The sequence below is a fragment of the Pseudomonas sp. JAI115 genome, assembly GCF_014200835.1.
Lineage (GTDB): Bacteria > Pseudomonadota > Gammaproteobacteria > Pseudomonadales > Pseudomonadaceae > Aquipseudomonas > Aquipseudomonas putida_A.
Genome location: NZ_JACHCY010000003.1, coordinates 606704 through 631291, shown reverse-complemented (window position 1 = coordinate 631291; position 24588 = coordinate 606704). Strand labels below are relative to the sequence as shown.

At 53.8% G+C, this 24588-nt stretch carries 19 protein-coding genes and 2 pseudogenes; 9 read left to right on the top strand and 12 right to left on the bottom strand.

Features of this window, described 5'->3' with window-relative positions:
- Nucleotides 1-98: 98 nt before the first annotated feature.
- Nucleotides 99-1063, bottom strand: a pseudogene (locus tag HDC30_RS10795) (IS1182 family transposase); the annotation flags it as partial.
- A 1016-nt stretch (nucleotides 1064-2079) separates the two neighbouring features.
- The gene (locus HDC30_RS10790; RefSeq protein WP_183782889.1) at nucleotides 2080-2265 is read right to left on the bottom strand and encodes a hypothetical protein; all 186 of its coding nucleotides are present in this window, start codon (nucleotides 2263-2265) and stop codon (nucleotides 2080-2082) included.
- Between the two features lie 35 nt (nucleotides 2266-2300).
- On the opposite strand from HDC30_RS10790, the pseudogene HDC30_RS10785 reads away from it, so the two are divergent.
- From HDC30_RS10785 to HDC30_RS10770, 4 genes and pseudogenes are all read left to right on the top strand, one after another.
- Nucleotides 2301-4718 (top strand): annotated as a pseudogene (locus HDC30_RS10785) (TerB N-terminal domain-containing protein).
- A complete protein-coding gene (locus HDC30_RS10780; protein ID WP_183782887.1) occupies nucleotides 4715-6010 on the top strand; it encodes an ATP-binding protein in 1296 nt (431 codons plus the stop codon). The pseudogene HDC30_RS10785 and the gene HDC30_RS10780 overlap by 4 nt, the downstream one beginning before the upstream one ends.
- On the top strand, nucleotides 5985-8225 hold the full coding sequence (locus HDC30_RS10775; protein WP_183782885.1) for a DEAD/DEAH box helicase: 2241 nt from the start codon (nucleotides 5985-5987) through the stop codon (nucleotides 8223-8225). Before HDC30_RS10780 ends, HDC30_RS10775 begins: the two co-directional genes overlap by 26 nt.
- Nucleotides 8226-8577: 352 nt before the next feature.
- Nucleotides 8578-8994 carry a hypothetical protein gene (locus tag HDC30_RS10770; protein WP_183782883.1) on the top strand — a complete coding sequence of 139 codons (417 nt, stop codon included), beginning with the start codon at nucleotides 8578-8580 and terminating at the stop codon, nucleotides 8992-8994.
- A 1084-nt stretch (nucleotides 8995-10078) separates the two neighbouring features.
- Here the strand turns inward: HDC30_RS10770 and HDC30_RS10765 are convergent.
- Nucleotides 10079-10516, bottom strand: coding sequence for a DUF6957 family protein (locus tag HDC30_RS10765; protein ID WP_183782881.1), 438 nt, complete (start codon nucleotides 10514-10516; stop codon nucleotides 10079-10081).
- Between the two features lie 121 nt (nucleotides 10517-10637).
- On the bottom strand, nucleotides 10638-10946 hold the full coding sequence (locus tag HDC30_RS10760) for a hypothetical protein (RefSeq protein WP_244142285.1): 309 nt from the start codon (nucleotides 10944-10946) through the stop codon (nucleotides 10638-10640).
- 417 nt (nucleotides 10947-11363) lie between these two features.
- On the opposite strand from HDC30_RS10760, the gene HDC30_RS10755 reads away from it, so the two are divergent.
- On the top strand, nucleotides 11364-11819 hold the full coding sequence (locus HDC30_RS10755) for a helix-turn-helix domain-containing protein (protein WP_065614921.1): 456 nt from the start codon (nucleotides 11364-11366) through the stop codon (nucleotides 11817-11819).
- 560 nt (nucleotides 11820-12379) lie between these two features.
- Here HDC30_RS10755 and HDC30_RS10750 read toward each other — a convergent pair.
- Nucleotides 12380-13132, bottom strand: coding sequence for a GIY-YIG nuclease family protein (locus tag HDC30_RS10750; protein ID WP_183782879.1), 753 nt, complete (start codon nucleotides 13130-13132; stop codon nucleotides 12380-12382).
- Between the two features lie 500 nt (nucleotides 13133-13632).
- On the opposite strand from HDC30_RS10750, the gene HDC30_RS10745 reads away from it, so the two are divergent.
- Together HDC30_RS10745 and HDC30_RS10740 are read left to right on the top strand one after the other, a co-directional pair.
- Nucleotides 13633-14562 (top strand): hypothetical protein, encoded by a 930-nt coding sequence (locus HDC30_RS10745; RefSeq protein ID WP_183782877.1) that lies wholly within the window; start codon nucleotides 13633-13635, stop codon nucleotides 14560-14562.
- Nucleotides 14562-15686, top strand: a complete 1125-nt coding sequence (locus HDC30_RS10740; RefSeq protein WP_183782875.1) for a hypothetical protein — start codon at nucleotides 14562-14564, stop codon at nucleotides 15684-15686. The genes HDC30_RS10745 and HDC30_RS10740 overlap by 1 nt, the downstream gene beginning before the upstream one ends.
- 90 nt (nucleotides 15687-15776) lie before the next feature.
- Here the strand turns inward: HDC30_RS10740 and HDC30_RS10735 are convergent, their stop codons facing one another.
- From HDC30_RS10735 to HDC30_RS10705, 7 genes are all read right to left on the bottom strand, one after another.
- A complete protein-coding gene (locus tag HDC30_RS10735) occupies nucleotides 15777-16223 on the bottom strand; it encodes a hypothetical protein (RefSeq protein WP_183782872.1) in 447 nt (148 codons plus the stop codon).
- Between the two features lie 530 nt (nucleotides 16224-16753).
- Nucleotides 16754-17791 (bottom strand): serine/threonine-protein kinase, encoded by a 1038-nt coding sequence (locus tag HDC30_RS10730; RefSeq protein WP_183782870.1) that lies wholly within the window; start codon nucleotides 17789-17791, stop codon nucleotides 16754-16756.
- The gene (locus HDC30_RS10725) at nucleotides 17788-18264 is read right to left on the bottom strand and encodes a hypothetical protein (RefSeq protein WP_183782868.1); all 477 of its coding nucleotides are present in this window, start codon (nucleotides 18262-18264) and stop codon (nucleotides 17788-17790) included. The genes HDC30_RS10730 and HDC30_RS10725 overlap by 4 nt, the downstream gene beginning before the upstream one ends.
- A 364-nt stretch (nucleotides 18265-18628) precedes the next feature.
- Entirely contained in the window at nucleotides 18629-18841 is a 213-nt protein-coding gene (locus HDC30_RS10720; protein ID WP_183782866.1) for a hypothetical protein, read from the bottom strand.
- On the bottom strand, nucleotides 18834-20099 hold the full coding sequence (locus tag HDC30_RS10715; protein ID WP_183782864.1) for a hypothetical protein: 1266 nt from the start codon (nucleotides 20097-20099) through the stop codon (nucleotides 18834-18836). The genes HDC30_RS10720 and HDC30_RS10715 overlap by 8 nt, the downstream gene beginning before the upstream one ends.
- A 652-nt stretch (nucleotides 20100-20751) precedes the next feature.
- Complete coding sequence (rnhA, locus tag HDC30_RS10710; protein ID WP_003224162.1) at nucleotides 20752-21213, bottom strand: ribonuclease HI; 462 nt, start codon at nucleotides 21211-21213, stop codon at nucleotides 20752-20754.
- A 91-nt stretch (nucleotides 21214-21304) separates the two neighbouring features.
- The gene (locus HDC30_RS10705; RefSeq protein WP_003224159.1) at nucleotides 21305-22063 is read right to left on the bottom strand and encodes a methyltransferase domain-containing protein; all 759 of its coding nucleotides are present in this window, start codon (nucleotides 22061-22063) and stop codon (nucleotides 21305-21307) included.
- 66 nt (nucleotides 22064-22129) lie between these two features.
- On the opposite strand from HDC30_RS10705, the gene gloB reads away from it, so the two are divergent.
- Nucleotides 22130-22897, top strand: coding sequence for a hydroxyacylglutathione hydrolase (gene gloB, locus HDC30_RS10700; protein ID WP_183782862.1), 768 nt, complete (start codon nucleotides 22130-22132; stop codon nucleotides 22895-22897).
- A 99-nt stretch (nucleotides 22898-22996) separates the two neighbouring features.
- On the top strand, nucleotides 22997-24463 hold the full coding sequence (locus tag HDC30_RS10695) for a LysM peptidoglycan-binding domain-containing protein (protein ID WP_183782860.1): 1467 nt from the start codon (nucleotides 22997-22999) through the stop codon (nucleotides 24461-24463).
- Nucleotides 24464-24588: the final 125 nt, after the last annotated feature.

The window sequence follows — 24588 nt, the reverse complement described above, 5'->3', positions numbered from 1 at the left end:
GTTGCCGACGCAACGGGCGAGTGAGATCGACCAACTGCTGCCGCATCAGTGGGTATCTGTCTGACTTACGCAACGTGAGTTGGGCAGACGCTTACATTGAAACGCCCGTCAGCCTTGGCTCCAGAGGTCATCGGCTTGGGCACATAGGCGGTGATACCTGCTTCGTGACAAGCGAGGATTTGTTCGCTTTTGAAGTAACCTCGGTCAGCCACCACCGACAACGTATCTGACGCCATCGCCTCGCAGGCTTGCTTGGCCATCGCGCTGAGTTGATCTCGGTCGGAGCCGACGTTGGTCACCTGATGTGCAACGATCAAATGGTGCTGTGTATCGACCGCTGTTTGCACGTTGTAGCCGACGATTCCCGTGCCACGCGTCATCATGGAACGGGCGTCGGGATCGGTCAGTGAGACCTGTTTATCCGGCGATTCGTTGAGCTGGATTTCGATCGCCTGAAGCTCCTTCATTTGCGTTTTGAGCCTGGCGATTTTCTCTTCCAGCCGCACGGCATTGGGCTCGGAGGCTGTTGGTTCTTGCCAATCGGCAGCATCGAGTGCCGCCAGGTAACGGCTGATGCTCGATTCAATTTCTTCCATTCGCCGCTTCAGTTTGGCGCTGGTGAAATTGCGGTCGCGGTTGTTGACGGCTTTGAATTTACTGCCATCGATGGCGACCAGATTTCTCCGAACATTCCCAACTGCTGACACAGCACAACGAACTGGCGACAGAGGCCTCGGATGGCCTTGCTGTTGTCTTTTCGGAAGTTGGCGATGGTTTTTAAATCTGGCATCAACCGCCCGGTCAGCCACATCAGCTCGACGTTGCGTTGGGCTTCACGCTCCAAACGTCGGCTCGACTGGATGCGGTTGAGATAACCGTAGATGTAGATCTTCAACAAGACCGAGGGATGGTAAGCAGGCCGGCCAGAATCGACTGGGATGGCACCTTCAAAACCCAGATTGACCAGGTCGAGTTCATCGAAAAAGACGTCGACTACGCGCACCGGGTTGGTATCGCTGACGTAGTCGTCAAGACTTTCGGGAAGTAAGCGTGATTCACGCAACCATGAGCCACGAAATCGACACCGATAGGCGACTCAAACATCAATTAACGGTTTTTTTGCGAACAATCGGACTGAGGCACGAACAGCCCTTTGCCGTTTACCGACATTGTCGGAATCCCCTTTATCGGAACGTGATTAAGGTTCTGCTATTGGGCTCTCCCCGCCCCCTTACAGCCCCAAATCTCTATCCAACTGATCCGCTTTCATCGCGTCAGAAGCAAAGCCGATCTTCATCAGGTGCGATTGCAGATGATCGCGTAAATGCGTTCTCAGACGAGATCTAAGCTCGACGTAACTTTCAGTTGGGCCAGCGTCGATATCAAGACGTTTCAGAGCATCACGTAGCACCCTGATGCTCTCAGCGCCGATCCGTAACGCGTACAGCCGCACGATAGGATCAAGCCAGGAACCCTCTTGAAACTGGCGACTGCCTCTTCAAGCAGTCGCGCAAACGACACCTTGCTATATGCCTGCTGCGCCGTGCGCCAAACCTGAGACTCAATCTCGTCTTCCATCTGCTCTCTCCAGTTGACCTGCGGACTGACACGCACAAAGTTGTCCGACACGAGTATTTTTTCAAAAAAAAGACCGTGAATTTGAAATCAAACGGGTTAGCAGCGGCTTTCAGCCGCTAAGGGACGATTTTGCTGTCCCCATGAGGCAGCCATACACCGGCGTCAGCCAAGATAAGTCGCAAGGAAAAGCCAGAAGCTAGAGCACAGCAACAGCGAAAAAACACATAGGTTGTCCAGGAAGACCGGTGGACGGAGAGGCGCCAAGATCGCTGCTTTTCTGTTGTCCTCAAATATAAAGATCCGTCGCACAAAAAATTTTTCAAGGGGCGTTTCGAAAATATATTTTTGTTGACGTCGCCAGAACAATAGAGGCTATGCCCTTCCCTATACTGCCTAGCCCTGTGAATACAACGGATCTGCGAGCGCCTGGAGCTGAGACAACGCCACAGACGTAATCAATCCTCAGCTCCGCTAAGTGTCACAGCTGGTTGGCGGCAAAAATCAATCGAAGGCGTATATTCCATGCTTGAATAATTCAACCCGTTGGAGAAAACGGCTATAGCCAAAGCGCTCGATCACCAGGATGACTGTGACAGCTAACGCCTTGGGATCTCTGATGGGCTTTTTTCCGCTCAGAAGCGCTGCGTAGCCCATGGCCCTATGAATGCATTTGTCGGATACTTCCATTGCGCCAGCATCCACCTTTCAAGGCTGAAATACTCATGGCAAGGAAGAAAGCAAAGAACTCCAGTGGCACCGGCATCTTGATTATCTTCGCACTGGCTTTTGGTGCGCTCGCTTCTATCCCGAAGAATGCATGGATTGCTATTGGCGTGGTTGCTTGCATCGGCGGGGTCATGTGGTTGTTAGCCACACGCACGAAACGGCAGCTTGTGCAGTTGCAAAAATCCGCCTCAGCGACACCACTTCTTCGTGAGCCGCGCGACAAGATCGTGAGTTTCTCGATGCAAGAGGTTTCGTCCAGCAATATCTCTGAAGAAACCTCCGAATTTTATACCGTCCAACTCGGCTCCCTTCCTTCCGCCTCCTTCCAAATCCCAGATGTAAGCAAACAGAAATCAGATACCCGCTGGGTGCCTGCGGGCGAGTCAGTTACCGTGGCCGGCTTTTCGCTTCCAAGTGGAATGCTCTATGTAGGAAGCGCGCTGGGTCGATACGACGCGCAAGAGCCATCACTGCTCAATCCCAAACTACGGATAGCCAAGTCATACGTTGATATCAAAGAACGGCTGATGTCCTACTGGCCAAGCTTCCATTCCATTTCGCCTGAAGCCAGGCGCGGTTACCTGCAGTGGCTAGAAGGCGGACGGCGTGATCCGCTGGCAGATACTGGCTACGTATTTCTGTTTTTCTATGGCCTTGAGCGCCGTGTTCTTGTTGACGCAGTAAGCGATCCGCAGGTTAAGGCCGAAATCCCCCTGATCATCAAAGAAGTCCAACGATTGCTCAGTATTTATGGGGAGAGTCGATCATTCAGAGGTTACGCAGAGGGCTTTCTGGATTACATGAGCAATCAATCGCTCGACCCCAGCCTTTACCTTGGCCCACCTCCCGATGCAGTTGCTTACAGCTATGAAATGCCGCTTCCACTGCGTATTGGTTTGGGGCAGCACGCCGCAAACAAACGACCACTTGATGCCACTTGGGCATTGGCATGGGCGTTAGCTGACCCCAATATCAGCAAGCGCACTCCTGTAACTCGGTGCAAGAATGTCTTCGCGGCGCTGTTCAAGCTCAAATACGCCAGTACACATCCTGCGGGTCTAATGCTCGCCCAAAACAAGACCAAGCTTAAAGCCAGCTATCGACCTGCCTCGGCAGTTCTAATGGCCCTCTCGCTTAACGTGGGCGATCTTCCTGATGTCATGGCAACGTCGGGAACGCGCAAAAGTCTGCAATCGTTGGTGGAGCTATGCACCAGCGAGCTAGAACCCTACAGCCGATATCTAGGCCGAAATCCTGAAAGCGCAGAAGCCCTTGAAGGCCTGCTGCAACTTCCAGTCACCCTATGGCCAGCTACAGCCCGTACGGAGCTGGATGAGATTCAGAACAGAATTGGTGACGATGTGATTGTCATGAGCTTTGGAGAACTCGCCGGTCGATTCAAAAGCGCCGGTGCGTTATCTCGTGACAAGGTTCTGGCCCTTGCTCGTGCATTGGAATCACTTCATATCGGTATGGAGCCTGATGTTCTCGCAGGGAGCAGGACTCCAAAAGCTGAAGATCGTATCGCGCTGTTCGTGACCCAAGCTTAGGACGGATCACTGCGAGCGTCGGCGGCCTACAACGCGGCCTCTGTCACACTCGATCTGGCCAGTTCAGTCGCCTCTGCCGACGGTGATACATCCAATGAAGAAGTCTCACTGCTTGCTCAGCACATCGACTCCTGGAGCCACCTGAGCGTTGCCCATCGCAAACGTCTCAAGGCGCACCTGCAGATTCAAATCCAGCAACCACCAACGCTGGCAAGCTTGAAGAAAAAGCTCGATCCACTAACTGTCGAAGCCAAGCGCACGATTGCCAGTTTCCTGGCTCACTTGGCTCAAGCCGATGGAATCGTCAGCCCCGCTGAAGTGAAACTTCTTGAGCGTGTTTACAAGGCGCTGCAACTGGATAGTCAACTGCTCTACAGCGATCTTCACGGCGCCGCAGCCGGTGCGAGTATTACTCCCGTCAAACCTGCAACAAGCTCCACTTCAACCGAACCCGGCACACAATCAGCCGCCGTTGCAAATCAGGGCTTCGTGCTCGATCACGAGCGCATTGCTGAGCTGCAACGTGAAACGGCTGAAGTCTCTGCCCTCCTCGCCCAGGTATTCACTGATGACCAGGTTGAGGAGCCGGAACAGGCCGTTGAGACTGTGGAGTCGGCGACCGAAACCACTGCTGACGTTGCCGGCCTCGATCTGGAACATTCTGCATTCTTGCGCTTGTTGATTTCCCGTGCCGAATGGAGCCGATCCGAACTTGAAGCCGCTGCCAGCGATATGGAGCTGATGCTCGATGGCGCCCTGGAGCAAATCAATGAAATGGCTTTTGAGCGCTTCGACATGCCCGTCACCGAAGGTGATGATCCCATCGAGATCAATACAGACATTCTGGAAGAACTAGCCCTATGAGCACTATCAGAGCCAAGGATCGCGACGCGGTCATCCAATCGTTGCGTGCAGGCGTTGTTCCTCGCGTCGGTCAACACTTGATTCAGGTTGGCCGGGTGGGAGAGCTGGATGCGCTGATCAAGGACGTCAATCGCCTGGTCGAGAGCGGATCGGCATTTCGAGTGGTGATTGGTGAGTACGGTGCAGGCAAGACGTTCTTTTTGAACTTGGTTCGAGCCATCGCCATGGAGCGCAAACTCGTCACCATGCACGCTGACTTAAACCCGGATCGCAGGTTGCACGCCACCGGCGGTCAAGCACGCTCGCTTTACTCCGAGCTGGCCAAGAACATGTCGACGCGCACCAAGCCCGACGGTGGTGCGATGCAAGGCATTGTTGAGAAGTTTATCTCGCAGGCCAAAACGGAAGCCAAGGCGGCAGGCACGGACAGTGAGACTGTCATTCGAGCACACTTGGCTGAGTTGACCGAGATGGTCAACGGCTACGATTTCGCTGAAGTAATCGCCGCGTATTGCCGAGGTTTCGAGGAAGGCAACGAACAACTCAAGGCTGATGCCATTCGCTGGTTGCGTGGCGAGTTCACCACCAAGACCGATGCCCGCGCAGCCTTGGGTGTGCGAACCATCATTGATGATGCCTCCGTTTACGATCAGCTCAAGCTGCTGTCGAGATTCGTCAGACTCTCAGGTTTTGGCGGTCTGATGATCTGCCTCGACGAGCTGGTCAACCTCTACAAGCTGGCCAACACGCAGGCACGCAATGCCAACTACGAGCAGATCCTGCGGATCCTCAATGATTCGCTGCAAGGGTCGTCTGAGGGGCTCGGATTCGTCCTGGGCGGTACCCCAGAGTTCTTGATGGACACTCGCCGAGGCCTGTTTAGCTACCCTGCCCTGCAATCGCGTCTGGCTGAGAACTCGTTTGCCAAGTCAGGGCTGGTGGATCTGTCGGGCCCGGTGATTCGCCTGACCAGCCTCACCCCCGAAGACTTCTATGTACTGCTGCAGAAGCTTCGCCACGCTTACGCGGGCGGTGATGTCGAAAAATATCTACTGCCTGACGAAGCGCTCCCCCTGTTTATGGCGCACTGTAATCAGCGCTTGGGTGAAGCCTACTTCCGCACGCCGCGCACCACAATTACTGCATTTATCAATCTGCTGGCCATCCTGGAGCAAAATCCTGGTGCTAACTGGAAAACGCTGCTGGGAGGTGTCGAGGTAACCAAAGACCTGGGCGGAGAAGAGGACACGAAAGTCGACATGGACGATGAACTTGCCACCTTCACACTCTGAGTCATCGGGATTCGAACAGCTGGAGCCCCGTATTCAGCGATGGATTTGGGCTGAAGGCTGGACGTCCTTGCGTGACGCCCAGGAAAGGGCTGTGCCGGTACTGGTGGATGCCGATCAGGATGTCATCATTGCCGCCGCAACGGCGGCGGGGAAAACTGAGGCTGCGTTCCTCCCCATACTCACCAATTTGCTGAACGACTGCGACCCACCCGGGTCAGTGTTGTACATCAGTCCCCTCAAAGCCTTGATCAATGATCAATGGGACAGACTAGGCCGCCTCTGTGAGCAGCTCGAAATTCCCGTGGTGGCTTGGCATGGCGACATTTCATCAAGTAAAAAGCATCGCTTCCTGAAGTCGCCTGAAGGGGTGCTGCTGATCACGCCTGAATCCCTGGAGGCTCTGTTCGTCAACCGAGGCTCCAGTCTTGCCGGAGTGTTCCAGAATCTGCGCTATATCGTCGTGGACGAGTTGCATGCATTCATTGGAAGTGAGCGAGGCAAACAGCTTCAATCCCTGATGCACCGAGTAGAGCTCGTTGCTGGGCGCCGACTCCCCAGGGTCGGGCTTTCAGCCACGCTCGGCAATATGAGTCTAGCTAAGGAGTTTCTTCGTTCTGCAGACGCAGAAGGAGTAACCGTCATTAAGTCCGAAAACTCAGGCCAGACACTCCAGGTACAGGTTCGCGGTTACATCCAGCCCCCCATGAGCGAGCTTAAAAAGCTTCTCATCCAATCTGCTGACGAACAAAGCGAAGAAGACGAAACGGAAAACAAGGCAAGTCCCGACTTTGCGATCGCTGACCATCTCTACAAGGTATTGCGTGGTAGCAACAATCTGATTTTCCCAAACAGCCGGCAGCAAGTTGAATGGTACGCAGATCAGTTGCGCCGGCGTTGTGAGAAAGATGGTGTGCCCAATGAGTTCTGGCCCCACCACGGCAGCCTTTCGAAAGACTTGCGCGAGCAAGCTGAGCACGCCCTCAAGGCTGGCGGCCAAGCAGCATCAGCCATCTGTACTACGACGCTGGAGCTCGGCATAGATATAGGTAGCATCAAGACAGTGGTGCAGATTGGCGCCCCACCCTCGGTGGCCAGCTTGCGACAGAGACTGGGTCGCTCGGGTAGGCGACCGGGGGAAAACGCGATCTTGCGCGTTTACTGCAAGGAGTCGCCACTAAAGGACAGCTCCAGCCTTTCGGATCAGTTACGCCAAAGTTTGGTTCAGACCATTGCCATGGTTCGTTTGTTGCTTGGTGGATGGTTCGAACCTCCCCGGACTCAGGGACTTCATGCGTCCACACTCGTTCAGCAATGTCTCTCTGTAATTGCTCAGTGTGGTGGTGCAACTGCGGCTGATCTTTGGAAACACTTGGTCGCTGAAGCGGCATTCAAGAACGTAGAAAAATCCGACTTTCTCAAGCTGCTGAAGTCGCTGGGAGAACATGAACTCATCGTCCAAGACAGCTCGGGCTTGTTGCTACCCGGGACAGTCGGTGAGCGCCTGATCAACCACTATGAGTTCTATAGCGCCTTCATCAGCGATGAGGAATTCCGCCTGGTGTGCGACGGTAAAGCCCTAGGCTCTGTCCCCGTCAGCAGGCCTTTGACAAAGGATCAGCGCATCATCTTCGGTGGCCGACGGTGGCAAGTTCGTGATGTTGATCTTCAGGCAAAGGTCATCATCGTAGCCGCGGCACGCGGGGGCGCTCCTCCCCTATTCGACGGCCTAGGCGCCATGGTGCATGACAACGTGCGCAAGGAAATGCGAGCAGTCCTCGCAGACCCTAATCCTTGCCCATTCATAGACCGCGATGCCCAAGCGTTACTCGACGAAGCCAAAAAGACATTCAACGCGTTAGGCCTCGGTGAACGCTACCTCATTGAGTCTGGAGGCAGATGCTATCTAATCAGTTGGCTGGGTGATTATGCCAACGATGCGCTTCGCCTATTACTCAATCATGTGGGGCTTTCGTGTGATAACGCGGGCTTGGCGATTGAGATTCACGCCGATATCCAACGGACATTGGCGGCACTCAAGGACGTAGGTGAACTGGATGCAAACGATCTGGATTCGATACTCGCAGACGTGGCAAACATGCTGCGCGAAAAATGGGATTGGGCATTGCCCGAATCATTACTGATGAAATCATTTGCTTCAATTTCATTGGATATCTCAACCGCGATCGAGTTTGCGCAAACGCACGCAGCAACCTGAACAAATCCCAATAAAAAGCCGGTTAGCTTGCTAGGCGTCTGATCAGGCGTGAATGAGGAGGACAGCCCTCGCTTCTCGCACTCTTGCACTAACCGCGCCTTGAAGGATTTGGAATAGGATCGGCGTTGTGACTGCATGGAAAACACGCTTCAGAGGCTAGAAATGGTGTCCATTTACATTAGGTGGACACCATCGTCTTTGGCGTTGGGGGCAGGAAGCTGAGTTGGTCGGACGCTTACCGCTAATTTCCGCAGCAATTTTATCATTGGTACCCTCCATTCCCTCATCGTCACGGCTAGCCTCCGCTCAAGCATGTGATAATTGCCGACAGTCAATGTTGTAAGGAATTATGATGGATACTGATCTAAAAGCCCTGTGGCTGCGCGAGCGAAACCGTAGAGAAGCGCTGTGGGATTTGGAGGTTCTGCAACCTGGCGCAGCAGAAGCCAAAGTCCCTTTGGCCACCCTCGCTGAAATCGACAGGGAGGATCTAGAAAACCCTATTGGCCACTCCCACGCCATGTCGATCGATGAACTTCGTGAAGCCGTTCCAGAGACTCGAATCGAAGGTACTGATGGCCATCCCTTTGTGATCGTCCTGGATCAGCACATCCCCCAACCTTGGCACGCAAGATTTGAAGCCGCGAGCATACTTTCAACTCGCTTACCCCAAGGAAGTTACGCCAGTGACTGGCGACGGTTTTTACGATTGTGGGTACGGGAAATGGAACATCTCAAAGCGCACCGGGAGCGGATTCAAAATGATTGAGTTGGATTTGAATGCAAACGACTGTGAGGCATTGATCAGGCATTGCGAGAGCTTTGTGCCGGCAGGAAATGACCCGCGAGAGAAGCGGCGTCTGCAGGATGCTCTGGAGACGCTACGCGAGGCTCTGGTGAGTCATTTGAATGAGTCAGCAACCTCAGCAGAGAACACGTAAGCGACTTGATTCTGAACCATCCACGCTCGACGTAAAAAGCATGCAAACCTGCCTCAAAAGCAGGTTTTTTTGCCTTCACCATTGCATCTGTTCAACACGTTATGACGGCAACAGCTCTGACAGTTGCTGCCTCGATAGCCCTGTTGAAATTTCAATCAATGGAGAAGGAAATGCCCATGCGACAAAAGAGCCGCTTTAAATCCGCAGCCCAGTTTCTTGCTTAAAAAATGGTGCAGGCACTCATTCAGGAAGTGCTTCGAGCCGTTCTCCGGGATTGGCTCGAATAAATCCCCGGCATTTGGATACCAACCATGGGCTCGTCCTCTGTTTCATAAATGACAAAATCCGCTCAATGGCGGGTTCTGGATTTGCTCAACGAGCGAATTGTTTGGTGGTGCGCTACTCAGGAATTCGACAGCTCTCGTATTCCTCAAGCGGCAATCCCGACTTGGAGCCAACAACAACGCCGGTCAGCCCACAGTAAGGGCAACAGGCGTGCTTTTCGTTGTACCACTTTGTGATTTGGGCGGGTTCTGACCATTGGCCGCAGGCGCTGCAGATGCACCTCACGCTCGCGTTAATTTCCTCGCGATTGTTCCAACCGTGCTCGCTGGCCGACTCGTCCAGCCACTGTAGGCGAGAGATTGTTGCTTCATCCGTCGAATAGACCTGATCACTTGTTCACATCGCGCGATTTTAGCGCAGCGTCGCTCAGTTCGTATCCGCGCGGCATCGGAAGGACACCAGCAGAGTGAAGTCCGAGTCGTCGGAAATGCCCGTCCTCCGACCCGACGGTGTCATGGTCATCACGGTCAATGTCCCGCTTACGTTGTACCCTGTTTGGATGTGCTGTCTGCTTGCCTGAAAGTGTCGAATTGTCTCGTTGCGTTCAAACTGATGCGCTTGCTTGGCTTAGCGTATCGGTTGCCTCTTAATGGCCAAGTCCAGTGCGCTGATTGCACAAAGACTTGCATACTTACGACTGCCTCTGCCAGCGAGTACGAAAACCGTATCGGTCGTTTCGAAGAAGCAACCTTCTACAGAGGTCGCAAAATGCGTTCTGAATAGGCCTCGCTCAGGAAGTTTTTGGGCGCTGTCGAACACCAGATTTTGGGTGTACAGGATGGTAGGTACTAACCCTTGGCCCCTCATCTCCCGCTGACACTCATCCTCAAGCATCAAATCGAGGAGCATCCACTCACGCACCACGCAGCTGCGCTTTTCAGGGAATGATTCCATTGCGGCCTGCTTCAGTGCCCCGTCGTCTAACCCTGAACCACCCAAGACGGTGGCCGGCCCAAAAAACAAATCCCCCAACAACTCAACATCTGTAACGCTCATTTTTTCCATTGCCAATCAAACCTACCGCTCTACCCTGCACGCGAAGAGGAGCTCTTTCACAGTGCCCTTACCCCTCGCCAACCTGATTGCCGCAGCGAGTTGTTGAAAAAAGCATCTAGCCAAAAAATACTCAGTGATAAACGCGATTCATATAAATATTGCTTCCTCCAGGTATCCAACTGACCACCACGTAGAGGCTGCCGGCGATGGTTCTGAATAGCGAATAACCATCGATGAACAGCACGCCTATGATCCTCGACGTCCGCATGCTGGTTCCCTCGCGAAATCGCCCAGTGGTATCGCCGTAAACCGTTCCCATCAGAACAGGTGGACTGTCGATGGCGGCGAATAAGTACGCCGTAACAGGCACTCCGAAGTCCTTTTCCATCGCCACAGCGACGGCTGCCGGGACACATGAAAGACTCTGTTGATCAATCATCAAGCCGGACTGTCACCAAGGTAGCGACGCTCCTATCACGCAAAATCTCGCCGAGACCATCGACCATTCAGACCGCCCTTCTTTACTAAAAATAGAGGTTCGTGGTTCACGCACATCCGCCCCCGCCGTGCGTTCGGATGGGCGCCGTTGACGCATTATGTTTGATGGACACAGCACGGCCAGGCGAAGCAATGGAGCAGAGGCTCAGTTGATGAGCGTTCGCTGCAGAGATTCGATCTGTCTCCCGATCTTGATCTCGATTTACAGCTAAATTGAATGACCAACGGCAATCACATCGCTGAGCCTCCAAAGCGTGTCGCCGGAATAACGAGCCAATAGATCCACTCGAATGAATATATACATTTGAGTGGATCATGGCAATCGCGGCATACAGCTCTGTTTTTACGGAACGGAAAAATGTCTGTCCGCACCGCATTTGCCGCGACCCTGAAGCTCTTGCGAGCTAAACGTGATCTCACGCAACAAGCGCTGAGCCAAAAGGTCGATCAATCGCATGTCAGCCGCATCGAGAATGAGAAGACCTCACCAAGCCTGGAGGCCATCATTGAGCTCGCCGACGCGCTGGAGATCAGTCCTGTTGCGCTAATGGCAATCGTATGTGGGGTGCAGGACGATTTGAGCGCCGGCGATATCCTGAAGAATGCTGAAAGGGATCTAAAATCGCTAAAGCTGTTGAGGGTTTCAATCCCAGTGGAAATTGAACAACCCGTTCACCCACGGATTACGGCAGCAGCCCAAGCACGAGAGGCCGTCCGGGTGCTCAAGGAGCAAGGTCTTTCGCGGGCTGAAGTAGCTATTAAGCTGGGGATGGCAAAAACCACCGTTCAGCGCCATTGGAATCGCTCGGACTGAGCTTTTTGCTCTTTCTTGTCTATGCCCCCCGCTCGCCAGGCGATCCAGGATGTCTCCGAACCACTGCTATGCTTATGCTCTCCATCCGAACGGGTCGAGTCATGGCCGAGCAATATTCCCTTCCCGACGTACTGGCAAGACTGAACGAAAACCAACTGGCGATCGAAGCAGCGCTGATGGAGCTTGTGCTGCTGGAGGAGAAGCGAGGGTCATCTGAGGCATTGCGACAATGCTCGGGTTGCGCTGGAAACAATTGGCGAGAATGCCAGGCATATCAAGCAGGGGATCGCGAGGTTGGGACGAAGCAATGGTATTTCCGAGTGAAAGCCTTTGAAGCAACGCTTGGAAGCTTATCTCGGATAACAATAAACCGATCACTGGATGCCGAAAAGTTGAGAGGCGACGCTTCTTGGAACCTCTGTACCTTCGATCATCTTGACCGATACTCCCAGCTCGGACACGAAAAATGCCCACCCCTTGGGCGTGAGATCGTCCACTCTGAAACCCACTCGAAGGGAGTAAAAAAACCTCCCAGGATTGGGCTTATTCGCGGGGGCTGTTTAGGTGTATCGGTAGCCAGACAATCGAAGTTGACTCAAGGTGGCAGCCTCGTCGATAGACTTCCAGGTACCGCCGCGCACTTTCCTCCAGCCAAACAATCGCATTAGGGCAAGTGTTGCATCAGCGGTCTTGGATGCCGCTTCAGTCTCCGTAATGAACCCAAGAGAGCGTGTCGTAACCACCTCAACGGGCTTGTGTAACGCCGTCCAGTCAGCCCCCTTACCTGCGAAGTGTCGCTTGATGCGCACGTCGGGCTTCGTGCTGTAGCCCACAAAATAGTGCTCGTCTTCCAGTTTAAGCACAAACAAACTGTAGTCAGCACCGCACATGACCGGCATAGGTGCCTGAGAAGAATAGTTGGATACAAGCCCTGAACCGTCCGTGAAGTCGACCAGCGAGCTGACATCCGAAATTATTGAGCCATGACCGTGACTGAGAAGATTCTTCTCGATGTGCTCGGAGCTGGTGTTGGCGAAAAAGCCACCACGCACGTTGTGGTATCCATGCTGACGCATCAGTTGTAGAACGAGCTCATTCTCTGCCAGTTCTCCAGTTCGATAGTCCACGTCGTCAAGAGATTGCCGCGAAAGCTCTCTAACCGGGCGATGCATACGCGTCCACTCTGAACCGCTGCCGTTAAAATGCTTACGGATTCGCCGGTCGGGATCCTTAGCTTGCCCGACATAATATTTTCCGTTCTCAAGCTCAAGCACATACAGATAACGGAGGCACCGTTCCAGCTTCCAGTCCATAGATATCTGCTACTTCCAATTGTGTTGGGACGGCAGAATCTTCTAGGCGACCAGCTCGATCGTCAATCCTTTCACACTGAGCAACACCCGTATCTGGGCACAAACAGTCAACATTCGCGTCCAAAGCCCCGCGAGTAAACGACACTCGCACAAAACTATTATCCACACTAAATCGGCAACACAAGTAAACAGAAAATTCAGGCCATGGTATTTAAACAGAATTCCTGTATATCCATGCACTCAAACAGAAACCCTGTTCACAAAAAGTGTAATTATTTACACGTAGAGTTAAGTAATTACACAAAAAATGTATTACCTAAGCCATGTAATCCACGCAGAAAAATTAGCGCAAGCCGCTAACTCAAAGGCTTTCAACGATTTTTAAACAAATTGCTTGCCGAGTAGATTTTTCTCGTTAGGATATTCTCAAAACGAAATCCAAGGTTAGCCAAGAGGCCGGCCTCGCTACACACTTAAAAAAATAAAGGGGAGTCTGCCGAGTGGGAGAATGGTCTAAAAGTATTGGTGAGCACGGAGAGGACATCGTCTTTTCTTTTTTGAAATTCATTGGCTGGAAAGCAGCGGTCAAAGGCATTGATGTCAATTGCATTCGCCCTACCGCTCATCAGGTTTCAAGCTCCGAAAGGTCTGCACATGGCATCGACTATGTGTACACAAACCAATCCCCCTTGGAGGATGGCGTGCTGAAGCACCTGTGCATCTCGTCGAAATTCTCGACCATGGCCTACCCCGCCTCCCCGGCAAACACGTTCAAAAGCCATTTCACAGACCTAGCCATGGCCATGGAGTGCTTCAAGCGTTCGCCCCAGAAAAAACAGCTCAATTCCGGATACACCGGGATCAGCGCAGAAGTCGTCTCGGGAGTGCTGTTCTGGATCAACGACAAGGACGACAAAGACCACGATGTGGTAACGGAGGTCGCGAGCTGCAGAGGTTTGGATGATTTCCCGTACGGCACGATCTATGTGGTCGATAACCGGCGAGCCAGTTTTCTCTATGAAGCCATCTCGTACATTCGCAACACATTCGGTACTGCGAATGTGAAATTCCTGTATCCCTCCACCGGCAAAAACGTTGATCCTTCACAACGCATAGCCTCTGGCGATGTACTCCCGGCGGAATACCTCACCAGTGGGATCATTCCTTTCTTTATCCACGAAGGCGATAAGAAAAAGCTCGCAGTGTGCTGTGATGACGACTTCAGTACAGAGGGGTTGCGCCGATTGATCGGCTACCTCGGCTCAGTAGCCTTGGATTTCCCCCAACAGATATTGATCGCCTTTCCTGACTATAACTTCAGCCAGCATAGCCGACAGGCTTCGCTGGCCAGGGCCTCAATCGCCGATAAACGCTTAGCCGAGTTGGTAGAAGTAGCCAATTTCCGTTCGGACTTCAGGAGCATTGCTTGATGCATATGGAAGATGAAAGCGCGATCCTGCCACAGGGCGAGAGTCTTCGTAGCTACCTCGTTCAGCCATTCGTCTCCAAAGGGGACTTGAAAAGCCTGCTTCGCCAGCGTGGCGTCTTCACCTCGCAACAGGAAAAGGAGCAAAGCATCCCTGCGCTAACCTTGTCCCTAATCAAGCCCACCGAGTTCGTGGAGCTCCAGCAGCTGTACACGGCGAAAGAAGACAATCCCAAGATTACGACTCAAATCATTGAGTGGGCCGGTACCGAGACACTGATCAACAGCATCCCTGACGAGATCGACATCAACAAGATCTTGAATCTGGATTTTGAAAACTTCACGGTTCTGAACGCGCCAAGCTTCTATCCAGTACCTGGTGTGGACGCCATCCGAATGGATTTTGAGATTGAGCGTCTTGATCGCTCAAAGAGCTGGGCAGATTCTCGCAAGCGGTTCAAAGCTTCAATCGAAATCCAAAAGAATAAAGCCAAGGATGAGCTGGTTGTGATCAGCACCCACACCGCCCCGGAAACCAAGGAAACGAACCGGGCGGTGACGCAGCATCTAATCAGCCACTTCAAAGAGCAGGGTCAGATCGCAAAAAAAGCCAAGGTTCGTCAAATTCGCTTCTGCGACTTTACCAACGCAAATCGATTTGATTATCTGCTGGGGCTAACCCGGTATAGCAAATTCGCCACAGTGTCTTTCGAGGAAGTCGTTGATATCGGCCTCGTGCCGGACGAAGAGCACACGCTGCCCGATAAATTGGAATGGATGCAAGAACGTATCCGGGGACTGGATCTGCGCGGTACAAGCTTGGAGGACTCAGACTTCCTGAGCAACCTCGAATACCGACCTTGCCTGTTGATCCACCGCCTTGACGCCAAGTTTAGATTCAGTCTCTCCAGCATGGATGGTCACTGCGTGATTTCCCTAGGGTTCCCCGACTTCAACAACGGCCACAACCGGGAGAGCGAAATCGAGTTGCGAATCAAAAAAATCGACTTCGACGAAGCCAAGCGCGGCGTTGATAAAAACGAAGCGAAGCAGACGATCTTGAAGGAACTCGAATTTGAGAAAATCGAGATGTTCAAGAAGCTCGCCAAACTGGATGAAGCGGCGTAAGGCCCGACGCACTGACGGCTGCATGGGTGAACAGGCAGCGGGGCAATAATCCCCGCCCGCCTGCGAGTCAAGCGATCACACAACTAACGATTAGTTTTTACAGATTACGACCCGGTAAGACTGAGGAATTTGACGTACGCTAAAACGTATTTTCCCATCTGAGTGCGCAGCTTTCATCCCGACAACTTCGCTCGGAATCCGATAGTAAATGTAGGGCTCACTGATTTTTTCTGGTCGAAGCACGCTATGGGGCCCAAGAATAATGACCAGATCGTCGTAGGCAGAAGGATCACCTGCGTCAACCGTTGTGCTAGTCCCACCACTGTATTTCACTTGCAGTTTTTTCTCACCAATATGACCGTCATACCCTACTTGCCGCTGGCTCTCCGCCATCGTCATTCCTAATTCTGACCTTGCTAAAAACTCAGCGATATCGCCAAGGTATTTGTCTGAACGCACGATCTGTAAACTCTTGAGTCGATCCACAGCTGCATAAAACTCTCCGATCGCTTTCGCTTCTTCTTCAGACACTGCCATCGACTACTCCTTTGTTGGTCAAGCCCACATGGTGAATTGGTTGGATGACCGAAAAATGGTCATTTCTAGAAAGTGCACGCTTGATCCTGCTGACGCCGTATGTGACGACTCGCTACTAATTGCGTCGAATGGGTCTATGCTGGCTGAGTATTTGAGTACGCTAACCGCCCCAGTGAAGGCTGGTTATCGCAGAAGGCGTACCGGAAATAGCATCGGATACAAATTGATTGTCATATGCCACTAGCGCCACCCACTGGTCATGTGTACAGTATAAATATCAATCCTCAGAAGCACCGGCGAGAAACCAATGAGCGGAAAACGTTCAAATCTCAACCTCATAATGCCCAGATGCAGGCATTGCGATGCTTTCTGGCAGCTTTCAGAAGGGCTCAACTCGGCAAACGAATACTGCCCTGTGTGCTCAGAGTCCCGGCGCGCCTTAGCGCAGGCGCACTTTGACTTGCGACCATTGACCACAGCCGATGTCGTCAATGGCTATATTCTGCCCCGACGTTTGAGATCAGGGCCCCCTACATCCAACCCGTGAAGTAAGACTCAAGCTCGCGCTCAACCTGATTTCGACCAATCACTTCAATTGAGCCGTCTAACCGTTTTCGGCGCCCTTCACCTAATGGCTCGCTCCAAGCCTCCCACTCATGCCGACGTGGTGAATGTATTTTCCATTCAACTACGTTCAAGCGCTTGGGTGACCGTTTCTCCCACCTGATCAGCTCCGAGCTAACAGTTGAAACCGTCCACACAGGCTCGATGGGTAACATAGATATCGCGTTTAACACTGCCCCTGCGTTCTGGTAACGAATCGTCGTGTCGTCAGTCATCATCTTGCGTATTACTCGACGCCACTGCTTTGGGACGTGGGGCAGCCAACAAAGACGGTCATTGAATTTACCCAGCGGCACAACGTCCTCAGGAACGTCGTTCTTCAGGTAGTACCATTCCTGACCATGCAGCAAGCGAAAGAGCGTCATACCGAGAGCCCAGATATCACTCTTTGCACTGGTCGGCCCTCCCCGCCAGACCTCAAAAGCAATGTGATCGGCGTAGCCCGCTCCAGAACCATACCCAAGCAGCAGGTCATCTGTTACCAAGCCAAAATCTCCCAGCTTTGCTACACCAGCAGCATCCAACAAAATGTTTCCGGGCTTGATATCTCGGTGAAGCATGCTGCGGCTGTGCAGCGCGGCCAGGCCAAAGAGAACCTCCGTAGCCACCTTACGTACACATGGAAGCGTCATTGGCCCCGCCTCGTGCTGAGTCTGCAACGACCCACCTGGGCAATAGGCCATGGAAAACTGAATACAGTCCTCAAGCTCTTCGATTCCATACACCTGAACAACATTCGGATGCATTGCTTTGGAAAGGTGCTGGGCTTCCGCAAGAAAGCCTTTTTTCATGCGCAACCAGTCATCATCGGAATGCTCAGCCTTACGCCCAAGCACTTTCACGGCGACTTCGCCATGAACAATATCCTGACCCAAGAAGACTTCGCCAAAAAAGCCGTTGCCCAGTTTGTGTCCGAGTTGCAGCTTTGAAACGACGCTGTTCATGGTTTGCCCCGATGGGAAACGACTAGCATCGCCGCCTCCCGGCTACCTTTGCGCAGCTTTCCGCCCTCTACCTTTTCGTCCCAGAAGCTGTCGTCCTGAATGCACTCGTCTACCTTTCTCCCATAAGAACGGCTGATCGCTGACTTATTGACGGATTTGGTGTTACACACGGAAGCGGCAGCCCCCATGATCACGCCACGCAGCTCTGCCCCCTCAAGTAGCGCAATCTTCGCTCCACCGCCCTGAGGAATCGCGCTGGATTTGATCACCACCTGACTCACATTGTTGTCTTTGAGGTACGCGGAACAACGCTGGGCAAGTGTGTTGTAAGCCTGAGACCGATCCCCCGTCGCAAGCTTCCAGGTATCATCCATCATCAAAGTAACTGGTTCAGCAGCATCATCTGGAATCATCGTATCTACTACGGTGACATCGCTTGCCGACACAACCAATCCTACGCAACGCTCAGTCATACCTTTCTCCTCAGAAGGCAATTGGATCCCATCAATGGTATTACAGTGCCACCGTAGGTCAACTGGGCTAATGAACGTATTTTCGCGACATGCGAAAGGTCGGCTTATCTGTCGATGTGACAGATTCATTGCAACCGGAAATGACTGGCGCCGTCTCGGCCTACTAAGCCGGGCTCCCATTCAACGACGACAAGATCGGCAGGATCTTGGCAAATTTGTCTGCCAAGACCGAGTTAACAACGCAAAACGACCCGGCATGATCTCAAGTGCGTATTGCACAACCCGGTATCTAGCCACCTAAAGCCGAGCACAAAAAAGCCACCCGCAGGTGGCTTTAAGGTAATAACAATTAGATATAAAAATCTTAGCGGTGCTCGACTACAGTCACCATTTCAAGTGACTCGATCCCGTTCTCAACGACTTCTCGCGCCTTAGCAATCATGGAAGCTCGTAAATCTTCACGCGAGGCACGATTATTGTATATCTTCGCGAGTGCAATGCTTTTGAGGTCGGCCTCGCCGGACATACCCTCGGCCAGCACCGAAGAGAAACCGCTATCAATGTTGAGCTCACGCATCGTCTTTAGGCTCCGCATCGCTATATGTACGGTATAAACATATCATATCAGACAAGATCGAGCAAATTGGCTGCAAGAGCTCTACAAACTGATCATTACGACTGTCGCCCATTAGAATATTTTTCTTGCTTTTATAAATATTAAAACAGCCAACCCTGGTTTTTCTCTCGCCAAGATCCTTCGTAAACAACGGGATAGCTAAAATCGAACCTGCAAACCGATGTTTAGAATAGTACTTTTCAACCACACCCTTATAGTGAGGAGATATATACGAGTCTTCATGAAACTCAGAATCTAGCCATTCTGAAAAATGGGTGCTGCAATCGGCTATGTAATGCGGCTGCAGTGAAGATGTCGCAATTGGTGCACCCGGAATGTTCGGCTGATAAGTATTCAATTTTGTGTTCGGAAGCGTGAATGGGAAGCAGATTGTCTCAATATCGGCATCCGGCTCGGCATCCATGGCCTCACTGGTAAAAGTCGACAAGTCGCGATCCTTCAAATACAGGACACCATCAGCAGTATCAATTCTTGAATCGAGATTCGTGCCAAACAGAAAGAATGGGCTCTCGCAGATCAAGTCAGACAGTTGCGAAGTACACCGTGCCTTATCATCCTCGATCAACATAATATTGGCGCGATAAGTATCATTTAAGGCACTGTCCCAATTTCTCGCGAGCATCAGCACGTTGAGCATAACCAGGCGTATATCGGCACTAATTGAATCAGACGTCAGCGATTCGGCAAGTATTTGAGTTTCATAGAGGAACCGCGTCTTGATGACCACTTCACTGTAGGCCGCCAAAAACTGCTTCGGTGGCATTGTGCTGAGTTGCTTCTCAAGATCACGCTCTTTTTTCTTAACAGAGTCGACAACCCCAACCTCACGCATAGCTACTGCTGCGACGGCAAATAGGGAACAAATAACAGCCGGCCATAAATGCGCAGTAGTTGTAAAAGACTCCCAATTGCTCGCAGCTTGATACTCTTTGAAAATCTCAGTACTTGTAACCGAAACAATCGCAGCACTACCGATTGTCAGCAATGCAATGATCAACGACCCAACCGCTGAACTCATAAACCTACAAATTGGAAGAAGAACAATTCTTATACATCCGAACACTGCAATCCAGCAGCGATACACGATGTTTTTGTGAAGCCATCGTCGGGCCATTTCCTTCTTCTGCTTACACCAGTCCCTAAGCTCTTCAAGCCCAGCCGAAAATTTGGAAGGCAATTTTTTGGGTGGTTTTTTCAAGATGCTGCTTCCATTGCAACTCAATGATCATTGTTAGCATTCCTGGGGGCCTCACAGCCCCCAACTGCGTTCGAGATTTGAAAGCAGACAGGAACAATAATAGTAGCAGGATGCATGCATGCTGGCACCACGCCAGAGTGTGCCCCCTACGCTGTGTTCAATGATCCGGTAACCCCTGTGGTTCCCTCTGCGTGCGCTCCACAAACGCTCATAGCTCTACACGAGATGCGGCCACGCCTCGAACGCCACCCCACCTGGTCAGAGACCTCCACCAGCTCAGGTAGGGCTGATCCAAAACGTAAACAGAAGGGCCCAAATAGGGCCCTTTTTTACACTTTTTACGAATTCAGAGGTTTTTCAGGAGACGCTGGGCCTCTGGGGGTCAGAGGACGCGGGGGTTTGGGGGCAAAAAAATATTTTTTACAGAGGCGTTGACAATCGAGAGGATACAAACGGATCTGGTGGCCATCAGTGTTCAATTCTCAACGGGGTCAATCGTGCAAAAGCGGCGATGTTAACACGCTCGGTGGGGGTGTTTCAGTCAGACCGTGTCGCCCCATTCGCGAGCAGGTTCGCTCCCACAGGGAAGCGCATTCCAATGTGGGAGCGAGCCTGCTCGCGAATGGGCCGTACCACAGTGCAGCGCCGTTAATCAGCTCTGCTTGTACCCGCGAACCTCATCCACCCCACGGTTGGCCAACTGGTCAGCCCGTTCGTTACCGTGATGGCCAATGTGCCCGCGCACCCACTTCCAGGTGACCTTGTGCCGGTTGACCTGCTCGTCCAGCTCTTTCCACAGGTCAGCGTTTTTCACCGGTTCTTTCGCCGCCGTCTTCCAGCCGCGCTTTTTCCAGTTGGCCATCCACTCGTTGATGCCCTTCATCACGTATTGCGAGTCGGTCACCAGCAGCACTTCGCACGGACGCTTCAAGGCTTCGAGGCCACGGATGGCGCCGAGCAGTTCCATGCGATTGTTGGTGGTGTTGGCTTCGCCGCCCCACAGTTCCTTTTCGACGCCCTTGCACACCAGCAAGGCGCCCCAGCCGCCCGGGCCGGGGTTGCCCTTGCAGGCACCGTCGGTGAACAGTTCTACGCTATCGACGCTTTCGCTCATGCCACTCTATCCAGAAAAATGCCTGGCCCCGTCAATCGCGGATCGACGATGGCCGCGGCCGGAACAAGTCCGGCCACTATAAAAAGAAGGTTTACGGTTCGATACGACGGCGGTTGACCTTGGCCATCGGCAGCGGAATCAGCTTGCCCATCGGCTCGCGACGCTCCTGACGCACCGGGCGCAGGCCGACCACGATCTTGCGCGCGACCAATAAATAGAAGCCACCGCCCGACAGTTGCCAGTCGCCGGCCTTGCGTTCCCAGCCGGCCAGTCGGGCCTGCCACTTGGGCGACGCGAGCGGCGGACGATAGCACCCGAAGCGGCGTTTCTCCAGCGCAAAGCCCAGCAGATTGAGCCAGTCGGCGACCCGCGATGGCGAGATGCAGCGTGCCTGGCGCAAGGCGTCGTGGGCAAATACGTGGCGCAAACCCCAGGTGCTCCAGGGGTTGATGCCGATGATCAGCAGATGCCCGCCGGGGCGTACACTGCTTGCCGCTTCGCGCAGCAAACCGTGGGGCGACAGACAGAAATCCAGACCGTGCTGCAACACCACCACGTCGGCGGCGTGCTCGCTCAACGGCCAGGCCTGTTCCTCGCAGACGATCTCGACACCCGGCAACGGCGCGCCGAGCCGCACGTTGCGCTGCACCTGCGGCGCCGACGGCGGGGTCTGGGCCGACGGCCCGTAATGCACCAGGTAGCCGCCGAAGAACCGCCCCAACTCGTCTTCGAGCATGCGCCGTTCTTCATCCAGCAGAAATTGCCCGAGCGGGCCGGCCAGCCATTCACGGGCCGCGCCGATCAACGCCAGCCAGTCGGGATCGGCCTGAGCGAACGCTTTATCGGTCATGTCATTCTCCAACGCCGCTAGAAGCTCTAAGATGCGCCAATGTTTTCCGCTTGGCGAATTCCGACGATGATACAGATCAGTGCCCTGCCCGCGTTCACCGACAACTACATCTGGTTGTTACAGGATCACCGCACCCAGCGTTGCGCCGTGGTCGACCCGGGCGATGCCGCGCCGGTGCAGGCCTGGCTGGCCGCGCACCCGGGCTGGGTGTTGAGCGACATTCTGATCACCCATCACCATCACGATCACGTCGGCGGCGTCGAACGCCTGAAAGCGGCAAGCGGCGCCACAGTCTACGGCCCGGCCAGCGAAAACATCCCGGGGCGCGACGTGGCGCTCAAGGACAACGACAAGGTCAGCGTGCTTGGCTGGGACTTCGATGTCTATGCGGTGCCCGGTCACACCCTAGGCCACATTGCCTATTACCACCACGGCCTGCTGTTTTGCGGCGACACCCTGTTCGCCGCCGGTTGCGGACGTCTGTTCGAAGGTACGCCAGAACAGATGCACCACTCGCTCAGCCGCCTCGCCAGCTTGCCCGAGGATACGCTGGTGTATTGCACCCATGAATACACCCTGAGCAATCTGAAGTTTGCTGCGGCAGTCGAACCGAGCAACCCGGACATTGCCGCCCGTCTGGAAAAAGTCACTCGGCAACGGGAAAAAGGCGTGATGACCCTGCCCTCGACCCTGGCCCTGGAACAGCTCACAAATCCGTTTTTGCGTACCGCTGAAACATTAGTTACACAAAAAGTGGACGAACGGGCAGGCGCTCAAAACCGGGCGCCGAGTGAGGTTTTTGCGGCTCTGCGGGCATGGAAAGATAAGTTCTAAGTGACTCACCAGCTGGTACAAAAATTCTGAATGGTTGACCGCAGGGGGTGCGCTTTCTAGAATCGCCCGACATTTTTGCCCGGAACTTACTTCCAGCCAATGTCGTCATCCATACGTAAGTCCGTCAATTCAGACACGCTGACCCGCCTGGCGCAAGCCATCGCGGTGGCTGTGTCCGCCACGTTGGCGGGCTGTTCCAGCCATGCTCCGCAACCTGAAGCGAGCCATACGCCGAACATTGCTGCGCGAGCCAAGCAGAAACCGATCTGGCTCAGCGAAAAGCCTAGCCCGCAGGTGCCTCAGGACATCTGGGAGCGCATGCGCGGTGGTTTCCAGCTGCAGGACGGCCTGGGCGTCAACCCGCGCATCGAGCAGCAGCGGCTGTGGTTTGCCAGCAACCCGTCCTTTCTGGAGAACGCCGGCGAACGCGGCAGTCTCTACATTCATTACATCGTCGAACGCCTCGAAGAGCGCAATATGCCGCTGGAACTGGCCCTGCTGCCAGTGATCGAGAGCGCCTACAACCCGATGGCCTATTCCCGGGCCGACGCATCGGGCCTGTGGCAATTCATCCCGTCCACCGGTCGTTACTACAACCTGCGCCAGACCCGCTTCTATGATGGCCGTCGCGATATCACCGCCTCGACCACCGCCGCGATGGACTACCTGACTCGTCTGCACGACATGTTCAACGGTGACTGGCTGCTGGCCCTGGCGGCCTATAACGCCGGTGAAGGCACGGTGAGCCGCGCCATCGAACGTAACGAGAAGCTGGGCCTGCCGACCGACTACTGGAACCTGTCGTCGTTGCCGGCGGAAACCCAGGCTTACGTGCCGAAGCTGCTGGCCCTGTCGCAAGTGGTGCTGGCCCCGGAAGCCTACGGGGTGAACCTCAACCCGATCGCCAACGAACCCTATTTCCAGGTCGTCGAAATCAACCAGCGCATGGACCTGTCCAAGGTTGCGGCGGTGGCCAACATCGACGAAGACGAGCTGTTCCAGCTCAACCCGGCCTTCAAGCAGCGCACCACCATCGACGGCCCTCAGCATCTGCTGGTGCCGACGTCCAAGGCGCAATTGCTGACCGCCAGCCTGCAGACCATGCGGCCTGAAGAGCTCATCAGCCCGCGTTCGCTGAAGCCGGTGTTCGACGGTGCCGACCCGACTGAAGTGGCGAAGCTCAAGCGCGCTTACCGGGTCAAACGCGGCGACAATCTCGGCTCCATCGCCAAGGCCAACAACGTCGAAGTCAAGGATCTGCAGCGCTGGAACAAGCTGACCGGCAAGAACCTCAAGGTCGGCCAGACCCTGGTGATGCAGGACAACACCAAGCGCACCCCGGCGCGCAGCGGTGGCCGGGTCAACACGGTGATCGCTGCCAACAGCAAGCCCAAAGGCAAGGCCGACAGCCAGCAGCAGACCCAGTACAAGGTCAAGCGTGGCGACACCCTGTACGTGGTGGCCAAGCGTTTCAACGTCGAGATGCAGCATCTCAAGCGCTGGAACCCGGGTGCCGGCAAGGCCCTCAAGCCTGGGCAGATGCTCACGGTCTACCAGCCGCACTGACAGAAGAGCCCCTGAATTTTCAGGGGCTTTTTTATTGCCAGAATTTTTGTCCCCGATGGATTCCTTGTGGTGAGGGGATTTATCCCCGATGGGGCGCGAAGCGGCCCCTGCCTTCCAAAAACCAC

Excerpts from the sequence above, each read along its gene's own strand:
- HDC30_RS10790 (WP_183782889.1), bottom strand. The coding sequence starts at position 2,265 with ATGGAAGTATCCGACAAATGCATTCATAGGGCCATGGGCTACGCAGCG.
- HDC30_RS10780 (WP_183782887.1), top strand. The coding sequence starts at position 4,715 with ATGAGCACTATCAGAGCCAAGGATCGCGACGCGGTCATCCAATCGTTG.
- HDC30_RS10775 (WP_183782885.1), top strand. The coding sequence starts at position 5,985 with ATGAACTTGCCACCTTCACACTCTGAGTCATCGGGATTCGAACAGCTG.
- HDC30_RS10770 (WP_183782883.1), top strand. The coding sequence starts at position 8,578 with ATGGATACTGATCTAAAAGCCCTGTGGCTGCGCGAGCGAAACCGTAGA.
- HDC30_RS10765 (WP_183782881.1), bottom strand. The coding sequence starts at position 10,516 with ATGGAAAAAATGAGCGTTACAGATGTTGAGTTGTTGGGGGATTTGTTT.
- HDC30_RS10760 (WP_244142285.1), bottom strand. The coding sequence starts at position 10,946 with ATGATTGATCAACAGAGTCTTTCATGTGTCCCGGCAGCCGTCGCTGTG.
- HDC30_RS10755 (WP_065614921.1), top strand. The coding sequence starts at position 11,364 with ATGTCTGTCCGCACCGCATTTGCCGCGACCCTGAAGCTCTTGCGAGCT.
- HDC30_RS10750 (WP_183782879.1), bottom strand. The coding sequence starts at position 13,132 with ATGGACTGGAAGCTGGAACGGTGCCTCCGTTATCTGTATGTGCTTGAG.
- HDC30_RS10740 (WP_183782875.1), top strand. The coding sequence starts at position 14,562 with ATGCATATGGAAGATGAAAGCGCGATCCTGCCACAGGGCGAGAGTCTT.
- HDC30_RS10735 (WP_183782872.1), bottom strand. The coding sequence starts at position 16,223 with ATGGCAGTGTCTGAAGAAGAAGCGAAAGCGATCGGAGAGTTTTATGCA.
- HDC30_RS10730 (WP_183782870.1), bottom strand. The coding sequence starts at position 17,791 with ATGAACAGCGTCGTTTCAAAGCTGCAACTCGGACACAAACTGGGCAAC.
- HDC30_RS10725 (WP_183782868.1), bottom strand. The coding sequence starts at position 18,264 with ATGACTGAGCGTTGCGTAGGATTGGTTGTGTCGGCAAGCGATGTCACC.
- HDC30_RS10720 (WP_183782866.1), bottom strand. The coding sequence starts at position 18,841 with ATGCGTGAGCTCAACATTGATAGCGGTTTCTCTTCGGTGCTGGCCGAG.
- rnhA (WP_003224162.1), bottom strand. The coding sequence starts at position 21,213 with ATGAGCGAAAGCGTCGATAGCGTAGAACTGTTCACCGACGGTGCCTGC.
- HDC30_RS10705 (WP_003224159.1), bottom strand. The coding sequence starts at position 22,063 with ATGACCGATAAAGCGTTCGCTCAGGCCGATCCCGACTGGCTGGCGTTG.
- gloB (WP_183782862.1), top strand. The coding sequence starts at position 22,130 with ATGATACAGATCAGTGCCCTGCCCGCGTTCACCGACAACTACATCTGG.
- HDC30_RS10695 (WP_183782860.1), top strand. The coding sequence starts at position 22,997 with ATGTCGTCATCCATACGTAAGTCCGTCAATTCAGACACGCTGACCCGC.